The organism is Pseudomonas sp. R2-37-08W, from assembly GCF_003851705.1.
Lineage (GTDB): Bacteria > Pseudomonadota > Gammaproteobacteria > Pseudomonadales > Pseudomonadaceae > Aquipseudomonas.
In genome coordinates this window covers 777,819-800,517 of record NZ_CP027728.1, presented here as the reverse complement: position 1 = coordinate 800,517, position 22,699 = coordinate 777,819, and the positions used below count along the sequence as shown (strand labels likewise).

General features: G+C 62.0%; 22 protein-coding genes. 14 read left to right on the top strand and 8 right to left on the bottom strand.

All coding sequences use genetic code 11. The annotated features are described in order from the left end of the window. Nucleotides 1-52: 52 nt before the first annotated feature. The 6 genes from C4J93_RS03420 to C4J93_RS03395 all read left to right on the top strand — a co-directional run bounded on the left by C4J93_RS03420 (nucleotide 53) and on the right by C4J93_RS03395 (nucleotide 6,134). Nucleotides 53-970: a LysR family transcriptional regulator gene (locus tag C4J93_RS03420; protein ID WP_124428598.1), complete on the top strand. Its 918-nt coding sequence runs from the start codon at nucleotides 53-55 to the stop codon at nucleotides 968-970. Nucleotides 971-1,056: 86 nt separating this feature from the next. After that, a complete protein-coding gene (locus C4J93_RS03415) occupies nucleotides 1,057-2,451 on the top strand; it encodes a uracil-xanthine permease family protein (protein WP_124428597.1) in 1,395 nt (464 codons plus the stop codon). 87 nt (nucleotides 2,452-2,538) lie between these two features. After that, on the top strand, nucleotides 2,539-3,198 hold the full coding sequence (locus C4J93_RS03410; protein ID WP_124361147.1) for a TetR/AcrR family transcriptional regulator: 660 nt from the start codon (nucleotides 2,539-2,541) through the stop codon (nucleotides 3,196-3,198). Between the two features lie 12 nt (nucleotides 3,199-3,210). Then, nucleotides 3,211-3,792 (top strand): YigZ family protein, encoded by a 582-nt coding sequence (locus tag C4J93_RS03405; RefSeq protein WP_124428596.1) that lies wholly within the window; start codon nucleotides 3,211-3,213, stop codon nucleotides 3,790-3,792. A gap of 58 nt (nucleotides 3,793-3,850) precedes the next feature. Next, complete coding sequence (locus C4J93_RS03400) at nucleotides 3,851-4,537, top strand: SDR family oxidoreductase (protein ID WP_124428595.1); 687 nt, start codon at nucleotides 3,851-3,853, stop codon at nucleotides 4,535-4,537. A 238-nt stretch (nucleotides 4,538-4,775) separates the two neighbouring features. Then, a complete protein-coding gene (locus tag C4J93_RS03395) occupies nucleotides 4,776-6,134 on the top strand; it encodes an 8-oxoguanine deaminase (protein WP_124428594.1) in 1,359 nt (452 codons plus the stop codon). A gap of 135 nt (nucleotides 6,135-6,269) precedes the next feature. Here the strand turns inward: C4J93_RS03395 and C4J93_RS03390 are convergent, their stop codons facing one another. Then, a complete protein-coding gene (locus C4J93_RS03390) occupies nucleotides 6,270-7,361 on the bottom strand; it encodes a calcium:proton antiporter (protein ID WP_124361142.1) in 1,092 nt (363 codons plus the stop codon). A 194-nt stretch (nucleotides 7,362-7,555) separates the two neighbouring features. On the opposite strand from C4J93_RS03390, the gene C4J93_RS03385 reads away from it, so the two are divergent. Continuing rightward, a complete protein-coding gene (locus tag C4J93_RS03385) occupies nucleotides 7,556-8,509 on the top strand; it encodes an adenosine deaminase (protein ID WP_043051475.1) in 954 nt (317 codons plus the stop codon). 128 nt (nucleotides 8,510-8,637) lie between these two features. Here the strand turns inward: C4J93_RS03385 and C4J93_RS03380 are convergent, their stop codons facing one another. The 3 genes from C4J93_RS03380 to C4J93_RS03370 all read right to left on the bottom strand — a co-directional run bounded on the left by C4J93_RS03380 (nucleotide 8,638) and on the right by C4J93_RS03370 (nucleotide 11,858). Further along, nucleotides 8,638-10,008, bottom strand: a complete 1,371-nt coding sequence (locus C4J93_RS03380; RefSeq protein WP_124428593.1) for an MFS transporter — start codon at nucleotides 10,006-10,008, stop codon at nucleotides 8,638-8,640. Between the two features lie 99 nt (nucleotides 10,009-10,107). Further along, nucleotides 10,108-10,794: a helix-turn-helix transcriptional regulator gene (locus C4J93_RS03375; protein WP_124428592.1), complete on the bottom strand. Its 687-nt coding sequence runs from the start codon at nucleotides 10,792-10,794 to the stop codon at nucleotides 10,108-10,110. Nucleotides 10,795-10,931: 137 nt separating this feature from the next. Continuing rightward, nucleotides 10,932-11,858, bottom strand: a complete 927-nt coding sequence (locus tag C4J93_RS03370) for a LysR family transcriptional regulator (RefSeq protein WP_124428591.1) — start codon at nucleotides 11,856-11,858, stop codon at nucleotides 10,932-10,934. 118 nt (nucleotides 11,859-11,976) lie between these two features. On the opposite strand from C4J93_RS03370, the gene C4J93_RS03365 reads away from it, so the two are divergent. From C4J93_RS03365 to C4J93_RS27070, 3 genes are all read left to right on the top strand, one after another. Then, complete coding sequence (locus C4J93_RS03365; RefSeq protein WP_124365704.1) at nucleotides 11,977-12,270, top strand: putative quinol monooxygenase; 294 nt, start codon at nucleotides 11,977-11,979, stop codon at nucleotides 12,268-12,270. A 26-nt stretch (nucleotides 12,271-12,296) separates the two neighbouring features. Further along, nucleotides 12,297-13,310 (top strand): zinc-binding alcohol dehydrogenase family protein, encoded by a 1,014-nt coding sequence (locus tag C4J93_RS03360; RefSeq protein WP_124428590.1) that lies wholly within the window; start codon nucleotides 12,297-12,299, stop codon nucleotides 13,308-13,310. Between the two features lie 145 nt (nucleotides 13,311-13,455). Next, nucleotides 13,456-13,629, top strand: a complete 174-nt coding sequence (locus C4J93_RS27070) for a hypothetical protein (protein WP_164484509.1) — start codon at nucleotides 13,456-13,458, stop codon at nucleotides 13,627-13,629. A gap of 13 nt (nucleotides 13,630-13,642) precedes the next feature. Here C4J93_RS27070 and C4J93_RS03355 read toward each other — a convergent pair whose 3' ends face one another. Then, nucleotides 13,643-14,836, bottom strand: a complete 1,194-nt coding sequence (locus tag C4J93_RS03355; RefSeq protein WP_124369472.1) for a multidrug effflux MFS transporter — start codon at nucleotides 14,834-14,836, stop codon at nucleotides 13,643-13,645. A gap of 85 nt (nucleotides 14,837-14,921) precedes the next feature. Further along, nucleotides 14,922-15,113 carry a heavy-metal-associated domain-containing protein gene (locus tag C4J93_RS03350; protein ID WP_124361135.1) on the bottom strand — a complete coding sequence of 64 codons (192 nt, stop codon included), beginning with the start codon at nucleotides 15,111-15,113 and terminating at the stop codon, nucleotides 14,922-14,924. A gap of 147 nt (nucleotides 15,114-15,260) precedes the next feature. On the opposite strand from C4J93_RS03350, the gene C4J93_RS03345 reads away from it, so the two are divergent. The 3 genes from C4J93_RS03345 (at nucleotide 15,261) to cueR (ending at nucleotide 18,425) form a co-directional block, all read left to right on the top strand. Further along, nucleotides 15,261-15,632 carry a hypothetical protein gene (locus C4J93_RS03345; protein WP_124361134.1) on the top strand — a complete coding sequence of 124 codons (372 nt, stop codon included), beginning with the start codon at nucleotides 15,261-15,263 and terminating at the stop codon, nucleotides 15,630-15,632. Nucleotides 15,633-15,834: 202 nt separating this feature from the next. Then, entirely contained in the window at nucleotides 15,835-18,027 is a 2,193-nt protein-coding gene (locus tag C4J93_RS03335; protein ID WP_124428588.1) for a cation-translocating P-type ATPase, read from the top strand. After that, a complete protein-coding gene (cueR, locus tag C4J93_RS03330; protein WP_124428587.1) occupies nucleotides 18,024-18,425 on the top strand; it encodes a Cu(I)-responsive transcriptional regulator in 402 nt (133 codons plus the stop codon). The genes C4J93_RS03335 and cueR overlap by 4 nt, the downstream gene beginning before the upstream one ends. A 505-nt stretch (nucleotides 18,426-18,930) precedes the next feature. On the opposite strand, the gene C4J93_RS03325 is transcribed toward cueR, so the two are convergent. Then, the gene (locus tag C4J93_RS03325) at nucleotides 18,931-19,827 is read right to left on the bottom strand and encodes a PA4780 family RIO1-like protein kinase (protein WP_124361130.1); all 897 of its coding nucleotides are present in this window, start codon (nucleotides 19,825-19,827) and stop codon (nucleotides 18,931-18,933) included. 135 nt (nucleotides 19,828-19,962) lie between these two features. Next, nucleotides 19,963-21,240: an acetyl-CoA C-acetyltransferase gene (locus C4J93_RS03320; RefSeq protein WP_124428586.1), complete on the bottom strand. Its 1,278-nt coding sequence runs from the start codon at nucleotides 21,238-21,240 to the stop codon at nucleotides 19,963-19,965. Between the two features lie 105 nt (nucleotides 21,241-21,345). Between C4J93_RS03320 and C4J93_RS03315 the strand changes: the two genes are divergently transcribed. Further along, entirely contained in the window at nucleotides 21,346-22,698 is a 1,353-nt protein-coding gene (locus C4J93_RS03315) for a 3-oxoacyl-ACP reductase (RefSeq protein ID WP_124428585.1), read from the top strand. Nucleotide 22,699 lies beyond the last annotated feature (1 nt).

Here is a 22,699-nt window from a genome sequence, read left to right as displayed (position 1 = left end):
AAAGTCGGTGAAATTCAACTCTTCTAACCTTCAGTCAGGACTTCACTAAACTATGAGCCGTCGTCCCGACCCCCTGGCCCAGGTCAGCGACTTTGATATCCGCCTGCTGCGCATCTTTCGCAGCGTGGTGGAATGCGGCGGCTTTTCGGCGGCGGAAACCGTACTGGGGATTGGTCGCTCGGCCATCAGCCAGCAAATGAGCGACTTGGAACAGCGCCTCGGGCTGAGGCTCTGTCAACGCGGCCGCGCCGGATTCTCATTGACTGAAGAAGGCCGTGAGGTTTATCAGTCGGCCCTGCAACTGTTGAGTGCCCTGGAAAGTTTTCGCACCGAGGTCAACGGCCTGCACCAGCACTTGCGCGGGGAGCTGATCATCGGCCTCACCGACAACCTCGTCACCCTGCCCCATATGCGCATTACCCACGCCTTGGCGCAGTTGAAGGAGCGCGGCCCGGACGTGCAGATCCAGATCCGCATGATCGCCCCCAATGAGGTGGAGCAAGGTGTGCTTGACGGCCGTCTGCACGTTGGCGTGGTGCCCCAGGCCAGCGCGTTGTCCGGCCTGGAGTACCAACCGCTGTACAGCGAGCGCTCGCTGCTCTATTGCGCGGTCGGCCATCCGCTGTTTTACGCCGACGACAAGCAACTGGACGACGCGCGCCTCGACGGCCAGGACGCCATCGCCCCGACCTTCCGCCTGCCCGCCGAGATCCAGGCCCACTACCAGGCGCTCAATTGCACGGCCAGTGCTTCGGATCGCGAAGGCATGGCATTCCTGATCCTCACCGGCCGCTATATAGGCTACCTGCCCGATCACTACGCCAGCCTGTGGGTACAACAAGGCCGACTCCGCGCGTTGAAATCGGCTACACGATTTTACGATTTAAGCCTGGCATCGGTCACGCGCAAGGGCCGTCGCCCCCATTTGGTGCTGGAAAGCTTCCTGGAAAGCCTGGCCGCAACGCGCTGATTCGGGCCCCACCCAAAAAGCTGAGCAGGTGGACAGTTTTTTGCAAGGCACAAGGACCTTGAACCGTCCGCCCGAGTTGACTCGCCATGCCACCAGAATCCTCCAGCCCCAACGACCTGATCTACGGCCTCGATGACCGTCCGAAACCACTGCCCGCCCTGCTGGCTGCCCTGCAACATGTGCTGGCCGCGTTTGTCGGCATCATCACCCCGCCACTGATCATCGGTTCCACCCTGGGCCTCACCGCGCACCTGCCCTACTTGATCAGCATGGCGCTGATGGTCTCCGGCGTCGGCACGTTCATCCAGGCGCGCAGGCCGTTCGGTATCGGCGCCGGGATGATTTGCCTGCAAGGCACCAGCTTTGCCTTCCTGGGTGCGGTGTTGTCCGCCGGTTTTCTGGTCAAGCAACGCGGCGGCAGCCCTGAGGACATCCTGGCGATGATCTTCGGCGTGTGCTTTTTCGGCGCCTTGGTGCAAATCGTGCTGAGCCGCTGTATCGGCCAACTGCGCCGGGTCATCACGCCCCTGGTGACCGGGATCGTGATTACACTGATCGGTATCAGCCTGATAAAAGTCGGCATCACCGATCTCGGCGGCGGCTTCAACGCTCCCGACTTCGGCGCCCCCACCAACCTGGCCCTGGGCCTGTTCGTGGTATTGACGATCATCCTGCTCAACCGCTCGAACACGCCCTGGGTACGCCTCTCGGCCATCATCATCGGCCTGGCCCTCGGCAGCCTGGCCGCCTGGTTCAGCGGCAAGCTGGTGCCCCACGCCTTGCCCGACTTGCCTCTGATCAGCCTGCCTACGCCGTTTCGCTTTGGTTTCAACTTCGACTGGAGCGCCTTCCTGCCAATCGCGCTGATTTATCTGATCAGCAGTATCGAAACCGTTGGTGACCTTACGGCCAACTGCATGATCGCCCGCCAGCCCATCAGCGGTGCATCTTATATAAGCCGACTCAAAGGCGGCGTGCTGGGTGATGGGGTCAGTTGCATGATCGCCGCGACGTTCAGCGCCTTCCCCAATACCACCTTTGCGCAAAACAACGGGGTGATCCAACTCACCGGCGTGGCCAGCCGTTACGTCGGCTTGTACATCGGCGCCGTGTTGATTTGTCTCGGGTTGTTTCCCATGATCGGCGCGGTATTGCAGCAAATCCCCAAACCGGTGCTGGGCGGCGCGACCCTGGTGATGTTCGGCAGCGTCGCTGCGGCCGGTGTGCGAATTCTTGCGCAGGCGCCGCTGGATAGACGCAGCATGCTGATCATCGCCACCTCGTTCGGGGTCGGCTTGGGTATCGCCGCCCAACCCAACTTGCTGCACTTGATGCCAACCCTGGTGCAGAACCTGTTCGACTCCGCCATCACCAGCGGCGGCCTGACCGCCATTGTGTTGTGCCTGCTATTGCCCGAGGCCAAAACCACCGGTGCCGTCGCAAACCACACGCCCGAGAGTGACTCCCTGGAATCGCTTTGACGGTTTTATTGCATCAACACTTGTCTGAGGCTTGAGGGTGGGTTATCTGTGCACACGTCGCCTCTATCGATCAGCACGGAAACCTCCATGAGCCTCGAAGTTCCTGCCCACAGCAACCACGCCGGTAAACCCGCCAGCCGCATTCGGCAAAAGAACGAACAAGCGATTCTCCAGGCTGCTGAAGATGAGTTCGCGCGCCACGGCTACAAGGGCACCAGCATGAACACCATCGCTGCCAGTGCCGGGCTGCCCAAAGCCAACTTGCATTATTACTTCACCAACAAGCTTGGCCTGTACATTGCGGTGCTCAGCAATATTCTCGAATTGTGGGACAGCACGTTCAACGCGCTGACCGCCGAGGACGACCCGGCCGTAGCCCTTTCCCGTTACATCCGCACCAAGATGGAATTCTCACGACGCCAGCCACAGGCCTCGCGAATCTTCGCCATGGAGATCATCAGCGGCGGCGAATGCCTTACCGAATATTTCAGCCAGGACTACCGCGCCTGGTTCAGTGGCCGTGCGGCTGTGTTCCAGGCCTGGATCGATGCCGGCAAGATGGACCCCATCGACCCGGTACACCTGATCTTCCTGCTGTGGGGCAGCACCCAGCACTACGCCGACTTCGCCACCCAGATCTGCCGCGTCACGGGGCGCACCAAGCTGACCAAGCAGGATATGGAAGACGCCGGCACCAACCTGATCCACATCATTCTCAAAGGCTGTGGCATCAAGCCGGCCCAATAAACGAAGCGACTTATGCCATTCACGCTGACAGGCCTTAGCGAATTTCGTGAAGAAATCCGCAAAAGCCGCTTTATCACCCTGGCGGCGCCCATTACCAGCCCGCAAGACGCCCAGGCGTTTTTCGAGCAGCACAGCGACCTAAACGCAACACACAACTGCTGGGCCTGGAAACTGGCCGACCAATACCGCAGCAACGACGACGGCGAACCCGGTGGCACCGCCGGGCGGCCAATCCTCGCGGCCATCGAAGCCCAGGGTTTCGATCAGGTCGCGGTGCTGGTGATTCGCTGGTACGGCGGCATTCAACTAGGCACCGGCGGGCTGGCCCGGGCCTATGGCGGTGGCGCCAACAAGTGCCTGCAGAATGCCGAGCGCATCGAGCTGATCAGCCGCATACCCTTGCGCTGCGCCTGTGCATTCGCCGAGCTGAACCTGGTAAAACTGCGCGTTGCCGACCTTGGTGGATTGGTGGTGGAGGAAACCTTCACCGCCAACGGTGTCGAACTGCAACTGGCCTTAGGCGAAGAGCAGGTCGATACCCTGCAGGCCCAACTGGCCGACCTGAGCCGTGGACGTATCCTGCTGCAACGCTGAAAGCTGTTACTGTTATTTGCTGAACTCCCTGAACCGCGACTCTAAAAGGAAGCTTTTCATGCCTACGCCAAAAACCGCACTGATCATCGGCGCCTCGCGCGGGCTGGGCCTTGGCCTGGTCAAGCAACTGCTCCAGGACGGCTGGGACGTGACCGCCACCGTGCGCGACCCGAACAAGGCTGACGCCCTGAAAGCCGTGGGCCCGGTGCAGATCGAGAAACTCGACATGGACGATCAGCAAGCCGTGATCGCCCTGGCCCAGCGCCTGAAAGACCGCACCTTCGACCTGCTGTTCGTCAACGCCGGCGTCAAGGGCCCGGCGAACCAGGAACCTGGCCACGCGACCCTGGCGGAAGTCGGCCAACTGTTTTTCACTAACGCCGTGGCCCCGATCAACCTGGCCCAGCGTTTTATCGGGCAGATCCGCAAGGACACCGGCGTGCTGGCCTTCATGAGTTCGGTGCTCGGCAGCGTCACCATTCCTGATGGTTCGGACATGGCGTTGTACAAAGCCAGCAAGGCGGCGCTCAACTCCATGACCAACAGCTTTGTCACCCAACTGGGCGAACACAAGCCGACGGTGTTATCGCTGCACCCAGGCTGGGTGAAAACCGACATGGGCGGCGAAAATGCACACATCGACGTCGAAACCAGCGTGCGCGGCCTGGTGGACCAGGTGAACGCCTACACCGGCAAAGGCGGTCATCATTTCGTGGACTACAAGGGCGATACCATCGCCTGGTAGATACACCGATTAACCTGTGGGAGGGGGCTTGCTCCCGATAGCGGTATTTCAGTCATATATAAGTTGGCTGATCCACCGCTATCGGGAGCAAGCCCCCTCCCACACTGACCGCGTCCGCTTGCCTGCATGTGGACCAACACGTAATCTAGCCACCTCGCCCTCCCCGGCGACCCTGGATCAGCAGACAGGGCAACACTGAGCTGGCAAACCTGAACCCATCATTCAGAGGAGCCGGCCAATGCCTGCGACCCGTATCTGGTTAAAAACCCCCCTCGCTATTTTCACTGCCAATGGCCTCGATGCCCGTGGCGGCCTGGTGCTGCAAGACGGTGTCATCACCGAAGTGCTGGCCCAGGGGCAAGAACCCGCGCAACCCTGTGCGCAGGTGTTCGATGCCCGCGAGCACGTGGTTCTGCCCGGGCTGATCAACACCCACCATCACTTCTATCAAACCCTGACCCGCGCCTGGGCGCCGGTGGTCAACCAGCCGCTGTTTCCCTGGCTGAAAACCCTGTATCCGGTCTGGGCCCGACTGACGCCGGAAAAACTCGCCCTGGCGTCGAAGGTGGCACTCGCCGAACTGCTGCTCTCCGGCTGCACCACAGCGGCAGACCACCACTACCTGTTCCCCGACGGTTTGGAAAACGCCATCGATGTGCAGGTCGACAGCGTGCGTGAACTGGGCATGCGCGCCATGCTCACCCGCGGTTCCATGAGCCTGGGCGAAGCCGAGGGTGGCCTGCCGCCGCAGCAGACCGTGCAACAAGGCCAAGTGATCCTCGACGACAGCCAGCGCCTGATCCGCCAATACCACGAGCGCGGCGACGGTGCGCAGATCCAGATTGCCCTCGCACCCTGCTCGCCGTTTTCCGTCACCCCGGAGATCATGCAAGCCAGCGCCGAACTGGCCCACAGCCTCGACGTGCGCCTGCACACGCACCTGGCGGAAACCCTCGACGAGGAAGACTTCTGCCTGCAGCGTTTCGGCCTGCGTACTGTGGATTATCTGGACAGCGTCGGCTGGCTTGGCCCGCGCACCTGGCTGGCCCATGGCATTCATTTCAATCCGGATGAAATCGCCCGCCTGGGCGCTGCCGGCACGGGCATCTGCCACTGCCCAAGCTCGAATATGCGCCTGGCCTCCGGTATCTGCCCGACCCTTGACCTGCTCGCCGCCGGTGCGCCCATCGGCCTGGGCGTGGACGGCTCCGCCTCCAACGACGCCTCGAACATGATCCTCGAAACCCGCCAGGCCTTGTACATCCAGCGTCTGCGTTACGGGGCAGAAAAAATCACGCCCGAAGGTGTATTGGGCTGGGCGACCAAAGGCTCGGCGCAGCTACTGGGGCGTACAGATATTGGTGAACTGGCCGTAGGCAAACAGGCTGACTTGGCGCTGTTCAAACTCGATGAGCTGCGCTTCTCCGGCAGCCATGATCCGATTTCCGCACTGCTGCTGTGCGGCGCAGATCGGGCGGACCGGGTGATGATCGGCGGCAAGTGGCGGGTCATTGATGGGCAGGTGGAAGGCCTGGACCTGAAAGGCCTGATCGCCGATCACAGCCAGGCGGCGCGCCAGCTGATCGCCGGAAACTAAGCCAAACGAAGTTCAACATGTGGGAGGGGGCTTGCCCCGATAGCGGTGGGTCAGCCAATACATGTATTGACCGACACTCCGTCATCGGGGGCAAGCCCCCTCCCACATTTGGCTCTATGGTGTTCTTGAAGCCGGCTACAGTCCCAGCAACGACAACATGATAAACGTCGCAAACAACACAAAATGCGTCATCCCTTCAATGGCATTGGTTTCACCATCATTGAGGTTGATCGCGCTGACGATCAGCGTAATAAACACCATCACCGTCTGTACCGGCGTCATTGCCATCTGGAACGGCTGGCCGCTGTAGAGCGCCATCGCTTCCATGACCGGCACCGTCAGAATCACCGTCGACAACGAGGCACCCAGTGCGATGTTCACCACCGACTGCATGCGGTTGGCCAAGGCAGCGCGCAATGCGGTGAGGATTTCCGGCGCGGCGGAAATAGCCGCCACTACAATCGCGGTGATCACCGGTGGGGCGCCCGTGCCTTCCAGGCCCAGGTCGAGGGTCTTGGACATGACCTCGGCCAACGCGCCAATCACAATCACGCCAAACACCAGGGTGCCGATCGAGAACGCGAGGTTCACGGGCGGCGCTTGCTCGTCTTCCGGCAATTTCTTGCGGCGTTTTTCCGGGTAGCTGTAGCTGAAGAAATAACTGTGGGGGCCGACCTGCATTCTCAGGAACAAGGTGTAGAGCACCACCATCGCGCCGATGGTGAAGGCCGAGTAAATTTTCCAGTCGGCCTCGGGGATAAATTCCGGCACGACCATCGACACGCCCATGGCGGTGAGGATCATCACGCTGTAGGTGCGCGCAGAATCATCGTTGTAGGACTGCTCGCCATGCTTGATGCCGCCCATCAGCGCGGCCAGGCCGAGGATGCCGTTGATATCGAGCATCACCGCCGAATAGATGGTGTCGCGCACCAGTGTGGGTGAAGGCTCGTTGCTCATCATGATGGCCAGGATCACCACCTCCACCAGCACGGCCGCCAAGGTCAGGATCATGGTGCCGTAAGGGTCGCCGACCTTTTCCGCCAGTTGTTCGGCATGATGGGCCACACGCATCGATGCCATCACGATAAACGCGATCAACCCGAGGCCCGCGAGCAACGCCACAATCTGCCCGCTGTGGAGCATCCAGTGTTCCAGCGGGTAGGCGGCAATGGCGGCAATCAGCGCCAGCAGCATGAATTTTTCTTGCTTGAGGGAAGTGAGCATGGGAGGCCTTTATGTGCAGCAGATCAGTCATCGTTGGGGTACAGACTGCGCCCAGCCGCTAACGTTTCGTTACACCTTAGTTCACGCCGCTCTTGCGCGAAAAAATCGAATACTCTCCTGCTGGTCAGGTTTTGCCGATTATTTCGGCCATGGCCTGTAGAATGCCGCCATTGCACCTGATGAGATTTTTAGACATGTACGATTGGCTCAACGCCCTGCCCAAGGCTGAACTGCACCTGCACCTGGAAGGCTCGCTGGAGCCCGAGCTGCTGTTCGCCCTGGCCGAACGCAACAAGATTGCACTGCCGTGGAACGACGTCGAAACCCTGCGCAAGGCTTACGCGTTCAATAACCTGCAAGAGTTTCTCGACCTGTACTACAAAGGCGCCGATGTGCTGCGCACGTCCCAGGATTTCTACGACCTGACCTGGGCCTACCTGCTGCGCTGCAAAGCCCAGAACGTGATCCACACCGAACCCTTCTTCGACCCGCAAACCCACACCGACCGTGGCGTGCCGTTCGAAGTGGTGCTCAACGGCATCGCTGCCGCCCTCAAAGACGGCGAGCAGCAACTGGGTATCACCAGCGGCCTGATCTTAAGCTTCCTGCGCCACCTGAGCGAAGCCGAAGCCGAGAAAACCCTCGACCAGGCGCTGCCCTTCCGTGACGCGTTCGTCGCAGTGGGCCTGGACAGTTCAGAAATGGGTCACCCGCCGAGCAAGTTCCAGCGTGTGTTCGACCGCGCCCGTCACGAAGGCTTCCTCACCGTGGCCCACGCCGGCGAAGAAGGCCCGCCCGAGTACATCTGGGAAGCCATCGACCTGCTGAAAATCCAGCGTATCGACCATGGCGTGCGCGCCATCGAAGACGAGCGCCTGATGCAGCGCATCATCGACGAGCAGATCCCGCTGACCGTGTGCCCACTGTCCAACACCAAGCTGTGCGTATTCGACGACATGGCTCAGCACAACATCCTCGACATGCTCGAGCGTGGCGTGAAGGTCACCGTGAACTCGGACGATCCGGCCTACTTCGGCGGTTATGTCACCGAGAACTTCCACGCGCTGTACACCTCCCTGGGCATGACCCAGGACCAGGCCAAGCGCCTGGCGCAGAACAGCCTGGATGCGCGACTGGTAAAGCCATAACTGAATAAACGCAGTCCAGACATGTGGGAGGGGGCTTGCCCCCGATTGCGGTATGTCAGCCAGCTTATTTGTAGCTGACCCACCGCCATCGGGGGCAAGCCCCCTCCCACATGGTTTTTGCGGTAACCCTAGATTTCGGTGAGTTCTTCCAACGTCTTGCCCTTGGTCTCCATCCCGAACACCCACACCACCAGCGCCGCCACCGCGAAACACAGCGCGCCCAAGGCGAATACCCCGCCCTGCCCGGTAATCGGAAACACCAGCCCGGTCACCAGTGGCCCCAGCAACGACCCCACCCGCCCAATCGCCGAAGCGAAGCCGGACCCGGTCGCACGCGCCGAGGTGGGATATAGCTCGGGCGTATAGGTGTACAACACCGCCCACATGCCAAATAGAAAGAACTGCATCAACAAGCCGGACGTAATCAGCAGCCCGACGTTGCCGCCAAACACCGCACTCTGCCCATACAAAAATGCCATCACCCCGCCACCGAGCAACGTCACCACGCACACCGGTTTACGCCCCCAACGCTCGACCAGCCACGCGGCCATGAGGAAGCCCGGAATTCCGCCCAGGGAAATGATCACCGTGTAATACACCGATTGCGTCACGGCAAAGCCTGACTGCTGCAACAACGCACTCAACCACGAGGTGAGTCCGTAGAAGCCGAGCAGGGCAAAGAACCACACGCTCCAGATCATCAAAGTGCGTTGACGGTACTGCGCCGACCACAATTGCTGGAAGGCCGAGAAGAACGTGCCTGGGGTACTCGCCACTCGCGGCAGGGCCACCGGCTCAGGTAAGTCGGCGCGCCCGAGGGAGTCGCGCACCTTTTGCTCGATGCCAAGCAATACCTTGTCCGCCGCCTCATGGCGCCCGGCCTGTTCCAGCCAACGCGGCGATTCCGGAATGAAAAACCGGATGGCCAGCACAAATACCGCCGGCACCGCCAACACCAGAAAGATGTCGCGCCAGCCCACCACCGGCAGCAGGAAATATGACAGCACCCCGGCGGCGACAAACCCCAGCGGCCAGAAACCATCCATCAACGCGATATACCGCCCGCGTCGCTTTGCCGGAATCAGCTCCGACAACATCGATTGTGCAATGGGAAATTCCATGCCCATGCCTATGCCCAGCAAGATGCGAAACAGCGTCAGCGTCTCGACCGTCTGCGCCGTGGAGCACAGGTAGCTGGCGACGCCCCACAACACGATGCTCCACTGAAACACCGGCTTGCGCCCGAAGCGGTCCGCGAGCATCCCCGAGAGCGACGCACCGATCACCATGCCGAAAAAGCTCGAACTGGCGAGTAACCCGGCTTGGGCCGTACTCAGGCCAAACTCGGCTTTGATCGAGCCCAATAGAAACGTCATCATTGCCAGGTCCATGGAGTCGAAGAAAAACGCCAGGGCAATGATGATGAAAATGATTCGGTGGTAACCACTGATGGGCAACCGTTCCAGCCGCTCTGCTGCGCTATAGCCTTGCGTACCCATGCCGCCGCCCCCTGTCTGAAAAGTCCCCCAAAGAGTGTGCGGCATCGTCTGCCCTAGCGTTTGCTGGATGCGACCTGACCGAAACCAGGAGCGACGCGCCTACGCTGTGGCCAGCCGGTTGATCTCCGCAAGCCCGGCGTCGCTGACCGCCAAGGCCCGGGATTCATCGATCGCACTGACCCAGTTCGACTGCAGGAACAGTTGCAACAACCCCGCGCCGAGCGCACCGCCCACATGCGGTTGCTGTTGGCTCCAGTCGAAACAGTCACACACCAACGGCGACGAGAAGGCCTGGACAAAAATACCCAGGCTCGCCAAATGCTGGGTGCCCTTGACCGTGACTTCGGTACGTTGTTCGTAGCGCTGGATCCACCCTGCCTCCATCATCCGCTGGTACAGGCCGGCCGCCAGTTCACCGCCGAGGTGGTCCTGGCACACACGGGCGCGACGCAACAGCGGCGGTACCCGCAACGCCGCTGGCTGAGTATCCGGCGTGCTGCGCCCTACGCTGGCCATGGTGGTCGTCGCCAGGGCATCGATGGCGGCGCTGACGTCCGCAGCCGCCACACGAAACAGACGCTTGCCCCGTCGCGCTTCGACCCGCAGCAAGCCGCTGCCGGTCAACCGCGCCAAATGGGCATTGGCCGACGCCGCCGACAAACCGGCGCACGTCGCCAACTCCTCTGAAGATTTTGCCGAACCGTCCATCAATGCCCACAGCATTGCGGTGCGCTTGGGCTCGGCAAGCAAGCTGGCGATATGACTGATGCATGGTGCCTGTTCCATCTCTCGACTCCCTGTTGACGCGTTTTTCTGCTGCGGTTGGCGCCAAAGTATAGGGGCCAAAACAGCCGGTTCCATGGCGTCTTACAGCCTGGACAGGGACAGCACTTGAGCGAAAGTTCCTGCTTTTCTGCCGGCCATTACTTAGCCGCGAATCGCTCCGACCGTTGCGCCGTCAATGTCGCACAACGGGATACGAGCATCTCCCGCAGCAGGTTGACGGGTTTGCTCAACTGCGCTCGATGCGCGCACAGCAGGTTAAGCGGCGTGCGCTCACCGCGCAGCTCCGGCAGGATCAAGCGCAAACGCCCAGCCACGACGTCGGTACTCACATCCAGCCAGGATTTATAGGCAATGCCTACACCCGCCACCGCCCAGCGGCGCACCACGTCGGCGTCGTCACTGACCCGATCCCCTGAGACGGTCAGGCCGACCTCGCGCTTGCCATCAAAAAAACGCCAGTGGTCATGCACACGACCGGCGAGCATATAGAGCAAGCAATTATGCTGGGCCAGTTGTTCAAGGTGTCGCGGCTCGCCATGGCGGGCCAGATAACTGGGTGCTGCGCACAGCACCCGCACATTTTCCGGGGCGATGGGCAGCGCCACCAGGCTTGAATCCTCGGGTTCGCCATAGCGCAAAGCGATGTCTACCGGTTGCCGGAACAGGTCGGCTATGCGATCACCCAGCAACAGGCGCACGCTCAGTTGCGGGTATTCACGCTGGAAATCATCCAGCCAGGGCAACAGCTGATTGCGCCCGAAATCCGAAGGCGCCGACAGTTGCAGCAGGCCGCTCACATGGTCCTGCCCACTGGCCAACAAGCGCCGCCCTTCATCCAGTGGACTCAACGCGGCGCGGGCGTAGGTGAGAAAACCTTCGCCCTCGGCGGTCAAGCGCAGGCTGCGAGTGGAGCGTGCCAGCAAGCGCGTGCCCAGTTGCTGCTCTATACGCTTCAACGCGGCGCTGGCCACTGCCGGGGACAGGTCCATCACCCGCGCGGCTGCGGACAAACTGCCCAGGTCCGCCGCCCGCACAAACAACTGCAAATCATCAAAGCGAAGCATGCATTCCCGCCAATTATCAATTTTTTATTGAAACAGAACGCTGTTTTATCGGCTTTTATCTGCATTGGAAATAGCCAATCATCTGGACACGCCGTTCCTTTTCGACCAGGAGTTGAGTATGTCCACTGCTTTTAACGTCATCGCCACGCTGATCGCCAAGCCTGGCCAACAAGCCACTCTGGAAACCCTGCTACGCGGCCTGCTCGAACCGACCCGCCTGGAACCTGGCTGTGAGCAGTACGACCTGCATCAGGATCTGCAACATCCCGAGACGTTCTACATGCTCGAGCGCTGGAGCGATGAGGCGGCCCTGGCCGACCACGATCAGAGCGCGCATATCCAGAGCTTCCGGGCCCAGGCCGCCGAGGTGATTGAACACTTCGACCTCAAGCGCCTGAAGTTTCTCGCCTGACCACCAACCCTTTACCCGGAGAAAACATGAAAGCCATCGCCTACTACAGCTGCCTGCCCATCAGCGACACGAACGCCCTGCAAGACATCGAACTGCCCGAACCCGTGGCCGGGCCGCGCGAACTGTTGGTGGAAGTCAAAGCCATCTCGGTCAACCCGGTGGACACCAAGGTGCGCCAGAACGTCGCCCCGGAACACGGCGCCGCCAAGGTGCTCGGCTGGGACGTGGCCGGTGTGGTCAAGGCGGTCGGCAGCGAAGTCACGTTGTTCAAGGCCGGTGACAAGGTGTTCTACGCCGGCTCCCTGGTGCGCCCAGGCGGCAACAGCCAATTGCACACCGTGGATGAACGCATCGTCGGCCATATGCCACAGACCCTGGGTTTTGCCGAAGCCGCCGCGCTGCCGTTGACCGCCATCACGGCCTGGGAGCTGCTGTTCGAACGCCTGCAAGTCCCCGAGGGCAAGGCGGACCTGGGCCAGAGCCTGCTGATCGTCGGCGCAGCGGGCGGCGTGGGTTCGATCCTGACCCAGTTGGCCAGACAGCTCACTGCACTGAAGGTCATCGGCACCGCCTCGCGCCCGGAGACTCAAGAATGGGCCAAGGCCCTCGGCGCCGACCTGGTGATCGACCATAGCCAGCCGCTGAGCGAAGCGCTGAAACACGCCGGCCACCCGCACGTGACCCACGTCGCCAGCCTGACCCAGACCGACCATCACCTCGACCAACTGGTGGAAGCCCTGCAGCCCCAAGGCAAGCTGGCGCTGATCGATGACCCCAAGGCGCTGGACGTCAGCAAGCTCAAGCGCAAGAGCCTGTCGCTGCATTGGGAGTTCATGTACACCCGCTCGATGTTCGAGACACCGGACATGATCGAGCAGCATCACCTGCTCAACCGCGTGGCCACGCTGATCGACGCCGGCACCCTGAAAACCACTGTAGGCGAGCACTTCGGCGTGATCAATGCGGCGAACCTGCGGCGCGCCCACGCGCTGCTGGAAAGCGGCAAGGCCAAGGGCAAGATCGTTTTAGAAGGGTTCTAGAAAACGGCTATCAGTGTCGTCTGTCACTGATGTAGGTAATGGACGACACCATTAGTCCGAGAGTTGACGTTTGTCATATTTGTGCGCGCATACGGGTTTATATTGGCCGCCTTTGCCACGATTCTTTTACGTGAGGAAGTCAGCAATGAAGATCCTGATAAAAGCGTTAGCAAAATCGCAGTGGGAGGTCCGCCTGGACCAGAAGTCGATTATTTTCCACACCGAAGCCGAGGCCCGTGCTTTCGCCGACACCTTGCAAGCCCGCATCCAGGCTCCCCACCGTTTCCCACTCAGCCAGCAACGCGCCGCCGCTGGCTGATCGGCTCTTCAGATCAGACCTGCGCCTGCGCGGCCCTGGCCCGTTGCAGGCGCTGGGTCGACATCGCTATCGTCACCGCCAGCACACCGCACAGGCTGATCACCATCGCCATCGGCATCGCCGTGCCGTCATGCAACGCGCCAACTAACGATGCCGCCCCCGCCGCCACGCCGAACTGAATGCAACCGAGCAATGCCGACGCGCTGCCGGCACGGGCGCCTTGCCCGTTCATGGCGCACGCCGAGGTGTTAGGCAAAATGCAGCCCAGGCTGGCGATGCAGATGAACAGCGGCACCAGCAACGGCCACAGGGCTTCGGTGCGCAGCGCTGCAATGCCCAGCAGGGCCAACGCCGCCGCTACATAAACCCACACCGTACGCGAGAGCAAAAACGCCGGGCCGCGCTTGGCCAGTAGCCGCGCATTCAACTGCGCCACCAGGATAAACCCGGCGGCGTTGGAGCCAAACAGCCAGCCGTAATGCTCGGCGGGTACGCCATACAGCTTGATGAACACAAACGGCGAACCGGCAATGTAGGCAAACATCCCGGCAATCGAGATGCCGCCGGTCAAGGCGTAGCCGAGGTAAACCCGGTCTGACAACAGCGCGCCGTAGCGGCGCAGCGAGCCGGACAACGGCTGGCGCGGCTGATGCGCCGGAAACGTTTCCGGCAAGCCCACCGCCACCGCAACCGCCGCCATCACGCTGAACAGCGACAGCGCCAGGAAAATCGACTGCCAGCCCCACACGCCTACCATTATCCCGCCCGCCAGCGGTGCGAGAATCGGCGCCAGGCCGGTCACCAACATCAGTTGCGAATACACCTTGGCCGAGCCCACGGCATCGCATTTGTCACTCACCACCGCCCGTGAGATCACCATGCCCGCGCAACCGCCGAGGGCCTGCACGAAGCGCGCGCCGATCAGCCATTCCAGGGAGGGCGCGTACGCACAGGCGAAGGACGCAAGGGTAAACAGCGTGACGCCGCTGAGCAGCGGCACGCGCCGGCCAAAGCGGTCGGCCAAGGGGCCGTAGATCAATTGGCCGATGGCCAGCCCACCGAAATACACCGCCAGGGTCAACTGGATGTGTTTTTCATCGGTTGCAAAAGCGGCTGCCATCGCCGGGAAACCCGGCAGGTAAAAATCGATCGCCAACGGCGCGAAGGCGCTCAAGGCGCCCAGGATCAGAATTATGCGGAGGTTCATCAGACACCCAAGTGAGTCGGCAGCCCGACAGTCTAGCCGCGCTTGGGCGTCTTGAACATTAAGATAGCTCGCTAACTATCGAGAATCAGACGACTGTGTAGCCTTCTTCCTTGATCAGGCCCGCGATCGCTTCACGGTCCAGTTTGCTTTGGACACTGACTTGCTTGGCCGCAAGGTCCACCGTGACCTCGGCATCTGCATCCTGGCTGCGCACCGCCTGGGTCACCGCACGAACGCAATGGCCGCAGGTCATTCCTTGCACCTTGAATACTTGCATGACATGTCTCCTTTGATGAGGTTGAACGCAGTCTCGACCTTGCCATGATGGCAAGGTCAAGTTTCAGAAAACTCGGCCGGGCTGGTATTCGGTGGCGACGTCGGCCAAGCTTCACCTTCAATAGAAGTGAACCACGGAGCATTCGCCATGCGCTGGTCGATTTTTGCCCTTGCCGGCCTGATGAGTTTTTCTGCCGTTGCGCCCGCCGCTGAAGACTATGCGGTGCTGATCATTTCCCGCGAGCGCCTGGAAGTGCCGACCAACTGTGAGATCGGCCTCTACATTCAGGACCAACTGGCCGGGCGCCTGTTCCAGGAACAAGCCACCTCCTTCAATTTGCCGCCGGGCGATGTGTCATTGCGCCTCAAGCTGCTGCCGGGCCAGACACCGGGCTGCTTGCCGGGCATGCTGGCACCGCCGGCACAGAACATCACACTCAAGGCCGGCGATGTACGCAAACTGCGTATCGCCCAAGGCCCGGACGGTATGTACCTCAAAGCCGCCACGCTGGAATACTGAAGCCGCAGATCGTCCCCACGCTCCGCGTGGGAACGCCTCATGGGACGCTGCGCGTCCCGCGTACAAGCCTTTGATTCGGCGCAAGGGTGACGCGGAGCGTCATGGGGATGCATTCCCACGCAGAGCGTGGGAACGATCGCGCTTGACCTTCCCCACAGGTCAAGGTTGATCCTAGGAGCATCGTCTTCTGGAGGACTGCCCCATGAATGGACCCACCACGTTTGACCTGCCCATCAGCGGTATGACCTGCGCCAGTTGCGCCGGCCGTGTGGAGCGTGCGCTGGGCAAGGTGCCGGGGGTGCAACGGGTCAGCGTCAACCTGGCCAACGAACGCGCCCACATTGAAGTACTCGGCCAGATGGCCCCCGACGTACTGATCGCCGCGGTGGAAAAAGCCGGCTACGGCGCGACCCTGCCCCAGAGCGCAACCGCCACCCAGGCCAGTCAAGCCCAGCGCCTGCAACGCGAACGCTGGTCGCTGATGCTCGCGATCGTGCTGGCGTTGCCCCTGATACTGCCGATGCTGGTGGAACCCTTCGGCCTGCACTGGATGCTCCCCGCCTGGGTTCAGTTCGCGCTGGCGACGCCGGTGCAATTGATCCTCGGTGCGCGTTTCTACAGTGCGGCGTGGAAAGCCGTGCGCGCCGGTGCGGGCAATATGGACCTGTTGGTGGCGATCGGCACCAGCGCCGGTTACGGCTTGAGCGTCTATCAATGGCTCACCCAACCCGCTCCGCACTTGTACTTCGAAGCCTCGGCCGTGGTGATCGCCCTGGTGCTGCTGGGCAAATACCTGGAGAGCCGCGCCAAGCGCCAAACCGCCAGCGCCATACGCGCCCTCGAAGCCTTGCGCCCCGAGCGGGCGGTCCGCGTGCTGGAGGGGCGCGAGGAAGAGGTCGCCATCAACACGCTTACGCTCGGTGACCTGGTGCTGGTCAAGCCAGGCGAACGTTTTCCGGTGGATGGCGAAGTGGTCAACGGCCAAAGCCATGCCGACGAAGCACTGATCAGCGGCGAAAGCCTGCCGGTGCCGAAGCGGCCCGGCGATACGGTTACTGGCGGCGCGATCAACGGTGAAGGCCGCCTGTTGGTGCGTACCCGGGCCCTGGGCGCGGAAAGCGTGCTGGCACGGATCATCCGCCTGGTCGAAGACGCCCAGGCCGCCAAGGCACCGATCCAGAAACTGGTGGATAAAGTCAGCCAGGTATTCGTTCCGGCCGTGCTGGTACTGGCATTGCTCACCCTGGCGGGCTGGTGGCTGTACGGTGCCCCACTGGAGAGCGCAATCATCAATGCGGTGGCGGTACTGGTGATCGCCTGCCCTTGTGCCCTCGGCCTGGCGACGCCGACGGCGATCATGGCCGGCACCGGCGTCGCCGCGCGCCATGGCATTCTGATCAAGGATGCCGAAGTCCTGGAGCATGCCCATGGGGTGAGCGCCGTAGTCTTCGATAAAACCGGCACCCTCACTTCGGGCACGCCGAAAATCACCCATTTGGCGGCGCTGGATGGCAACGAATCGTTACTGCTGCAACAGGCGGGGGCCTTGCAGCGCGGCAGCGAGCACCCGCTGGCCAAGGCCGTGCTGGACGCTTGTGACGAACGGCGGCTGAGCGTGGCCGATGTCAGCGCCAGCCAGTCCCTGACTGGGCGCGGCATCGCCGGAACCCTTGATGGCCGGCCATTGGCCCTGGGCAATCGGCGTCTGTTGGAAGAGGCCGGCCTCAGCGCGGGCCAGTTGAGTCAGCGCGCGACGGCATGGGAAGCCGAGGGGCGTACCTTGTCCTGGCTGATCGAGCAAGGCGCAAGCCCTCGCGTGCTGGGGCTGTTCGCATTCGGCGACACGCTCAAGCCCGGCGCGCTGCAGGCCGTGCAGCAACTCAAGGCGCAGCACATCAGCAGCCACCTGCTTACCGGCGACAATCGCGGCAGCGCGCGGGTGGTTGCAGAGGCGCTGGGTATCGACGATGTACACGCCGAAGTGCTGCCCGCCGACAAAGCCGCCACCGTGACCGCACTGAAAAAAACCGGCGTGGTGGCCATGGTCGGCGACGGCATCAACGACGCACCGGCCCTGGCCGCCGCCGATATCGGCATCGCCATGGGCGGCGGCACCGACGTGGCCATGCACGCCGCCGGCATCACGCTGATGCGCGGCGACCCGCGCCTGGTGCCGGCCGCTCTGGAGATCATCCGCAAGACCTACGCGAAAATCCGCCAGAACCTGTTCTGGGCCTTTGTGTATAACGTGATCGGCATTCCCCTGGCCGCCTTCGGCCTGCTCAACCCGGTGCTGGCAGGTGCGGCGATGGCGTTGTCCAGCGTCAGTGTGGTGAGCAATGCGTTGCTGTTGAAAACCTGGAAACCCAAGGACTTGGAGGATCAACGCCCATGAATATCGGCCAAGCCGCTCGCCAGAGCGGGCTGAGCGCGAAGATGATTCGCTACTACGAATCCATCGGTCTGCTCAAGGCAGCCCACCGCACCGACAGCGGTTATCGCATCTATGGCGCCGACGACCTGCACACCCTGGCGTTCATCAAACGCTCGCGCGACCTGGGGTTTTCACTGGAAGAGGTCGGCAAACTGCTGACCTTGTGGCAGGACCGACAACGGGCCAGCGCCGACGTGAAAGCCCTGGCGCGTCAGCATATCGATGAGCTGAATCAAAAAATCCGCGAGTTGGCGCAACTGCGCGACACGTTGCAAGACCTGGTGGAGCACTGCCAAGGCGACCACCGACCGGATTGCCCGATCCTCAAGGAATTGGCCTCCGGCAGTTGCTGCAACTGATGTTCCAACTGACTCAACACACAACCAAATGTGGGAGGGGGCTTGCCCCCGATGGCGGTGTATCAGTCACTGTAAATATTGACTGAACCACCGCTATCGGGAGCAAGCCCCCTCCCACACTTAGATCTCCATGCGCCGGGAGATCACCGCGCCCAAGACGTCCGGAAGCCGCCGCACCTGATTCTCCAACTGACTCAACACACAACCAAATGTGGGAGGGGGCTTGCTCCCGATGGCGGTGCATCAGTCACTGTAAATGTTGACTGAACCACCGCTATCGGGGGCAAGCCCCCTCCCACACTTCGATCTCCATGCGCCGGGAGATCACCGCGTCCAAGACGTCCGGAAGCCGCCGCACCTGATGCTCCAACTGACTCAACACACAACCAAATGTGGGAGGGGGCTTGCTCCCGATGGCGGTGCATCAGTCACTGTAAATATTGACTGAACCACCGCTATCGGGAGCAAGCCCCCTCCCACACTTCGATCTCCATGTGCCGGGAGATCACTGCATCCAAGGCGGCGGCGGTTCTTCGGCGGTCTTGGTGGGTGGGGCATCATCTGCCGCGCGATTCGCTTGCTTGCGCTCTTCATCCAGCCGCGCCGCTTCGATCTCGCGGATCACCCCACCTACGTCCGCCAGTTCTTCCGGCTCGTCGAACTCACCGGTCAAGATGCTGGCTGGGTGCAGGATACCGGCTTCATACAGCGCCCACATTTCCTTGGCGTACTTGGTCTTCTTCAGCTCCGGGGCAAAGCGCCCGAAGTAGGAAGCCATGTTGCCCACATCCCGCTCCAGCATGCTGAATGCGTGGTTGTTGCCCGCCGCATCCACCGCCTGGGGCAGGTCGATGATCACCGGGCCCGTTGGCGTGAGCAGTACGTTGAACTCGGACAGGTCACCGTGCACCAGCCCGGTACACAGCATCAGCACGATCTGGGAAATCAGGAAGGCGTGGTATTCACGCGCCTGGTCCGGCTCCAAGGTCACGTCGTTCAGGCGTGGCGCCGCATCGCCATACTCGTCGGCGACCAGTTCCATCAACAGCACGCCTTCAAGAAAGTCGTACGGCTTGGGCACGCGAACGCCCGCACCGGCCAGGCGGAACAACGCCGCTACTTCGGCGTTCTGCCAGGCATCTTCGGTTTCTTTCTTACCGAACTTGGAGCCCTTGGCCATGGCCCGGGCCTGGCGGCTGTTACGGACCTTACGGCCTTCCTGGTATTCGGACGCCTGACGAAAGCTTCGTTTATTCGCCTCCTTGTAAACCTTGGCGCAACGCAATTCGTTGCCGCAGCGCACCACATAAACAGCTGCTTCTTTACCACTCATCAGTGGGCGCAGCACTTCGTCGACCAGACCGTCTTCGATCAGGGGTTCAATGCGTTTAGGAGTCTTCATCAGCTTTTATTGTGGGTCCTGTATTACCAAACACGCGTGTGGCACTCGTTATACGGCAATCGGCGCGCCGGTGGGAGAGGCTACCGACCTCTGGCCCACGAAGAATGCATTCAATATGCCAATTTTGCCCGGCAATCAACGTTCGATAATCGCCGTCACACCCTGCCCCCCCGCCGCACAGATCGAAATCAGCCCACGCCCTTTCCCTGCTGCATCCAACAACTTGGCCAGGTTGGCGACGATGCGCCCGCCGGTCGCGGCAAACGGGTGCCCGGCGGCCAGTGAGCTGCCCTTGACGTTCAGACGGCTGCGGTCGATGGCGCCCAGCGGCGCATCCAGGCCCAGGCACGTGCGGCAATAGTCGGCATCTTCCCAGGCGTTGAGCGTGCACAACACCTGGGCGGCGAATGCTTCGTGGATCTCGTAGTAATCGAAGTCCTGCAGCGTCAGACCGTTCCTGGCCAACAAACGCGGTACGGCGTATACCGGCGCCATCAGCAGGCCTTCGGCACCGTGGACGAAATCCACCGCCGCCGCTTCGCCATCGCGCAGGTACGCAAGGATCGGCAAGCCGCGCTCCTTGGCCCAGGCTTCACTGCCCAGCAGCACCAGCGAGGCGCCGTCTGTCAGCGGCGTCGAGTTGCCGGCGGTGAGCGTGCCCTTTTCACTGCGCTCGAAAGCAGGCTTGAGCGCGGCGAGTTTTTCCAGGGTCAGGTCAGGACGCAGGTTGTTGTCGCGGGTCAGCCCCAGAAACGGCGTCAGCAAATCGTTGTGCCAGCCCTCGGCGTAGGCGGCGGCCATTTTCTGGTGGCTCTCCAGGGCAAGTTGGTCCTGCTCGGCGCGGGGGATCTGCCAGGTCTGCGCCATCAGCTCGCAGTGCTGGCCCATGGACAAGCCGGTGCGCGGCTCACCGTTGCGCGGCAGTTCCGGCTTGAGGTGCTGCGGACGAAGTTGTAACAAAACTTTTAGCTTATCCACCATGGACTTGCTGCGGTTGGCCTGCAGCAAAATCTTGCGCAGGCCTTCATTGACGCCGATCGGCGCATCGGAGGTGGTGTCCACCCCGCCGGCAATACCGCATTCGATCTGGCCCAGGGCAATCTTGTTGGCCACCAGCAATGCCGCCTCCAAGCCGGTGCCGCAGGCCTGCTGCACGTCGTAGGCCGGGGTTTGCGGTGACAGGCGCGAGCCGAGCACGCATTCGCGGGTGAGGTTGAAATCGCGGGAATGCTTGAGCACCGCGCCAGCGGCCACCTCGCCGAGGCGCAGGCCGTGCAGGTTGAAACGTTCGATCAGGCCTTCCAGGGCAGCGGTAAGCATCGCCTGGTTACTTGCCGTGGCGTAAGGGCCGTTGGAGCGGGCGAAAGGAATGCGATTACCGCCAATGATCGCCACACGGCGCAATTGAGTCATGGAAAGCTCCCTCTGTCTGCTATGGGCGTGATCAGTGAGCCTAGTCGAACGACTGCTACCCTGGGATGGTCAACCTTTTGAACCCCAGTCTTCGGAGAGCGTTCCATGTCAGACCGTTATATCGACTTCGCCAACTCCAGCCTCGGCCATCGCCTGGTCGCCGCCCTTGGCCTGCCGTCGCCGGTACGCCTGGAACGCTGGCAAGCCGGGCGCCTGCGCCCGGTGGAAGGTGCACTGCTGCTGGGCGGTGGCGCGCTGGTGACTAAAGTGTTGCCGTTTGCCAACAAACTCACCGATGCCGTCTACAGCTACGGTGCCGAAGCGCTGGATGCGCCGGCGTGGATTCCAGGCCACGGTCCCAAGCTCAAGGCCGTGGTCTTCGACGCCAGCGCCTTGCAGCACACCGATCAACTCAAGCAGCTACGTGAATTTTTCCAGCCACTGCTGAAAAACCTCGCTCACAGCGCCCACCTGGTGATCCTTGGCCGCGCGCCGGAAAGCCTCAGTGACCCGTTCGCCGCCAGCGCCCAGCGCGCCCTGGAAGGGTTCAGCCGTTCCCTGGCCAAGGAACTGCGCAGCGGCGGCGTGCTGCAGTTGCTGCAGGTGGACGAGGGTGCCGAAGACCAGTTGGAAGGCGCACTACGGTTTTTCCTGTCGCCCAAAAGCGCCTATATCTCCGGGCAGGTGATTCGCCTGCAGGCCTGCGCCACGCCGGTCGAAGACTGGACACGCCCGTTGGCCGGGCGCAAAGCCCTGGTGACCGGCGCTGCGCGTGGTATTGGAGCATCTATCGCCGAAACCCTGGCCCGCGATGGCGCCGAGGTGATCCTGCTGGATGTGCCCCAAGCCAAGGCCGACCTCGACGCCCTGGCCGCACGCTTGAGCGCACGCACGCTCACCCTGGATATCTGCGCCGAAGACGCCGCCGGCCAGTTGATCGAACACCTGCCCGATGGCCTCGATATTCTGGTGCACAACGCCGGCATCACCCGCGACAAAACCCTGGCCAACATGACCCCGGAATATTGGGACGCGGTGCTGGCGGTCAATCTCAATGCGCCGCAGGTGCTGACCAAGGCGCTGCTCGACAGCGGCACCCTGCGCGACAATGCCCGCGTGGTGCTGCTGGCTTCCATCAGCGGCATTGCCGGCAATCGCGGGCAAACCAACTATGCGGCGAGCAAGGCCGGGCTGATCGGTTTGGCCCAGGCATGGGCACCGCTGCTGCAAACGCGCGGGATCAGCATCAATGCGGTCGCTCCCGGTTTTATCGAAACCCAGATGACCGCGCATATTCCGTTTGCCCTGCGTGAGGCCGGACGACGCATGAGTTCCCTGGGCCAGGGCGGTGTGCCGCAGGACGTGGCCGAAGCCGTCGCCTGGCTGAGCCAGCCGGGTTCGGGCGCCGTCAGCGGCCAGGCGCTGCGGGTGTGTGGGCAAAGTCTTCTGGGAGCGTGAA

Coding starts and splice junctions, on each gene's coding strand:
- C4J93_RS03420 (WP_124428598.1), top strand. CDS start 53: ATGAGCCGTCGTCCCGACCCCCTGGCCCAGGTCAGCGACTTTGATATC.
- C4J93_RS03415 (WP_124428597.1), top strand. CDS start 1,057: ATGCCACCAGAATCCTCCAGCCCCAACGACCTGATCTACGGCCTCGAT.
- C4J93_RS03410 (WP_124361147.1), top strand. CDS start 2,539: ATGAGCCTCGAAGTTCCTGCCCACAGCAACCACGCCGGTAAACCCGCC.
- C4J93_RS03405 (WP_124428596.1), top strand. CDS start 3,211: ATGCCATTCACGCTGACAGGCCTTAGCGAATTTCGTGAAGAAATCCGC.
- C4J93_RS03400 (WP_124428595.1), top strand. CDS start 3,851: ATGCCTACGCCAAAAACCGCACTGATCATCGGCGCCTCGCGCGGGCTG.
- C4J93_RS03395 (WP_124428594.1), top strand. CDS start 4,776: ATGCCTGCGACCCGTATCTGGTTAAAAACCCCCCTCGCTATTTTCACT.
- C4J93_RS03390 (WP_124361142.1), bottom strand. CDS start 7,361: ATGCTCACTTCCCTCAAGCAAGAAAAATTCATGCTGCTGGCGCTGATT.
- C4J93_RS03385 (WP_043051475.1), top strand. CDS start 7,556: ATGTACGATTGGCTCAACGCCCTGCCCAAGGCTGAACTGCACCTGCAC.
- C4J93_RS03380 (WP_124428593.1), bottom strand. CDS start 10,008: ATGGGTACGCAAGGCTATAGCGCAGCAGAGCGGCTGGAACGGTTGCCC.
- C4J93_RS03375 (WP_124428592.1), bottom strand. CDS start 10,794: ATGGAACAGGCACCATGCATCAGTCATATCGCCAGCTTGCTTGCCGAG.
- C4J93_RS03370 (WP_124428591.1), bottom strand. CDS start 11,858: ATGCTTCGCTTTGATGATTTGCAGTTGTTTGTGCGGGCGGCGGACCTG.
- C4J93_RS03365 (WP_124365704.1), top strand. CDS start 11,977: ATGTCCACTGCTTTTAACGTCATCGCCACGCTGATCGCCAAGCCTGGC.
- C4J93_RS03360 (WP_124428590.1), top strand. CDS start 12,297: ATGAAAGCCATCGCCTACTACAGCTGCCTGCCCATCAGCGACACGAAC.
- C4J93_RS27070 (WP_164484509.1), top strand. CDS start 13,456: ATGAAGATCCTGATAAAAGCGTTAGCAAAATCGCAGTGGGAGGTCCGC.
- C4J93_RS03355 (WP_124369472.1), bottom strand. CDS start 14,836: ATGAACCTCCGCATAATTCTGATCCTGGGCGCCTTGAGCGCCTTCGCG.
- C4J93_RS03350 (WP_124361135.1), bottom strand. CDS start 15,113: ATGCAAGTATTCAAGGTGCAAGGAATGACCTGCGGCCATTGCGTTCGT.
- C4J93_RS03345 (WP_124361134.1), top strand. CDS start 15,261: ATGCGCTGGTCGATTTTTGCCCTTGCCGGCCTGATGAGTTTTTCTGCC.
- C4J93_RS03335 (WP_124428588.1), top strand. CDS start 15,835: ATGAATGGACCCACCACGTTTGACCTGCCCATCAGCGGTATGACCTGC.
- cueR (WP_124428587.1), top strand. CDS start 18,024: ATGAATATCGGCCAAGCCGCTCGCCAGAGCGGGCTGAGCGCGAAGATG.
- C4J93_RS03325 (WP_124361130.1), bottom strand. CDS start 19,827: ATGAAGACTCCTAAACGCATTGAACCCCTGATCGAAGACGGTCTGGTC.
- C4J93_RS03320 (WP_124428586.1), bottom strand. CDS start 21,240: ATGACTCAATTGCGCCGTGTGGCGATCATTGGCGGTAATCGCATTCCT.
- C4J93_RS03315 (WP_124428585.1), top strand. CDS start 21,346: ATGTCAGACCGTTATATCGACTTCGCCAACTCCAGCCTCGGCCATCGC.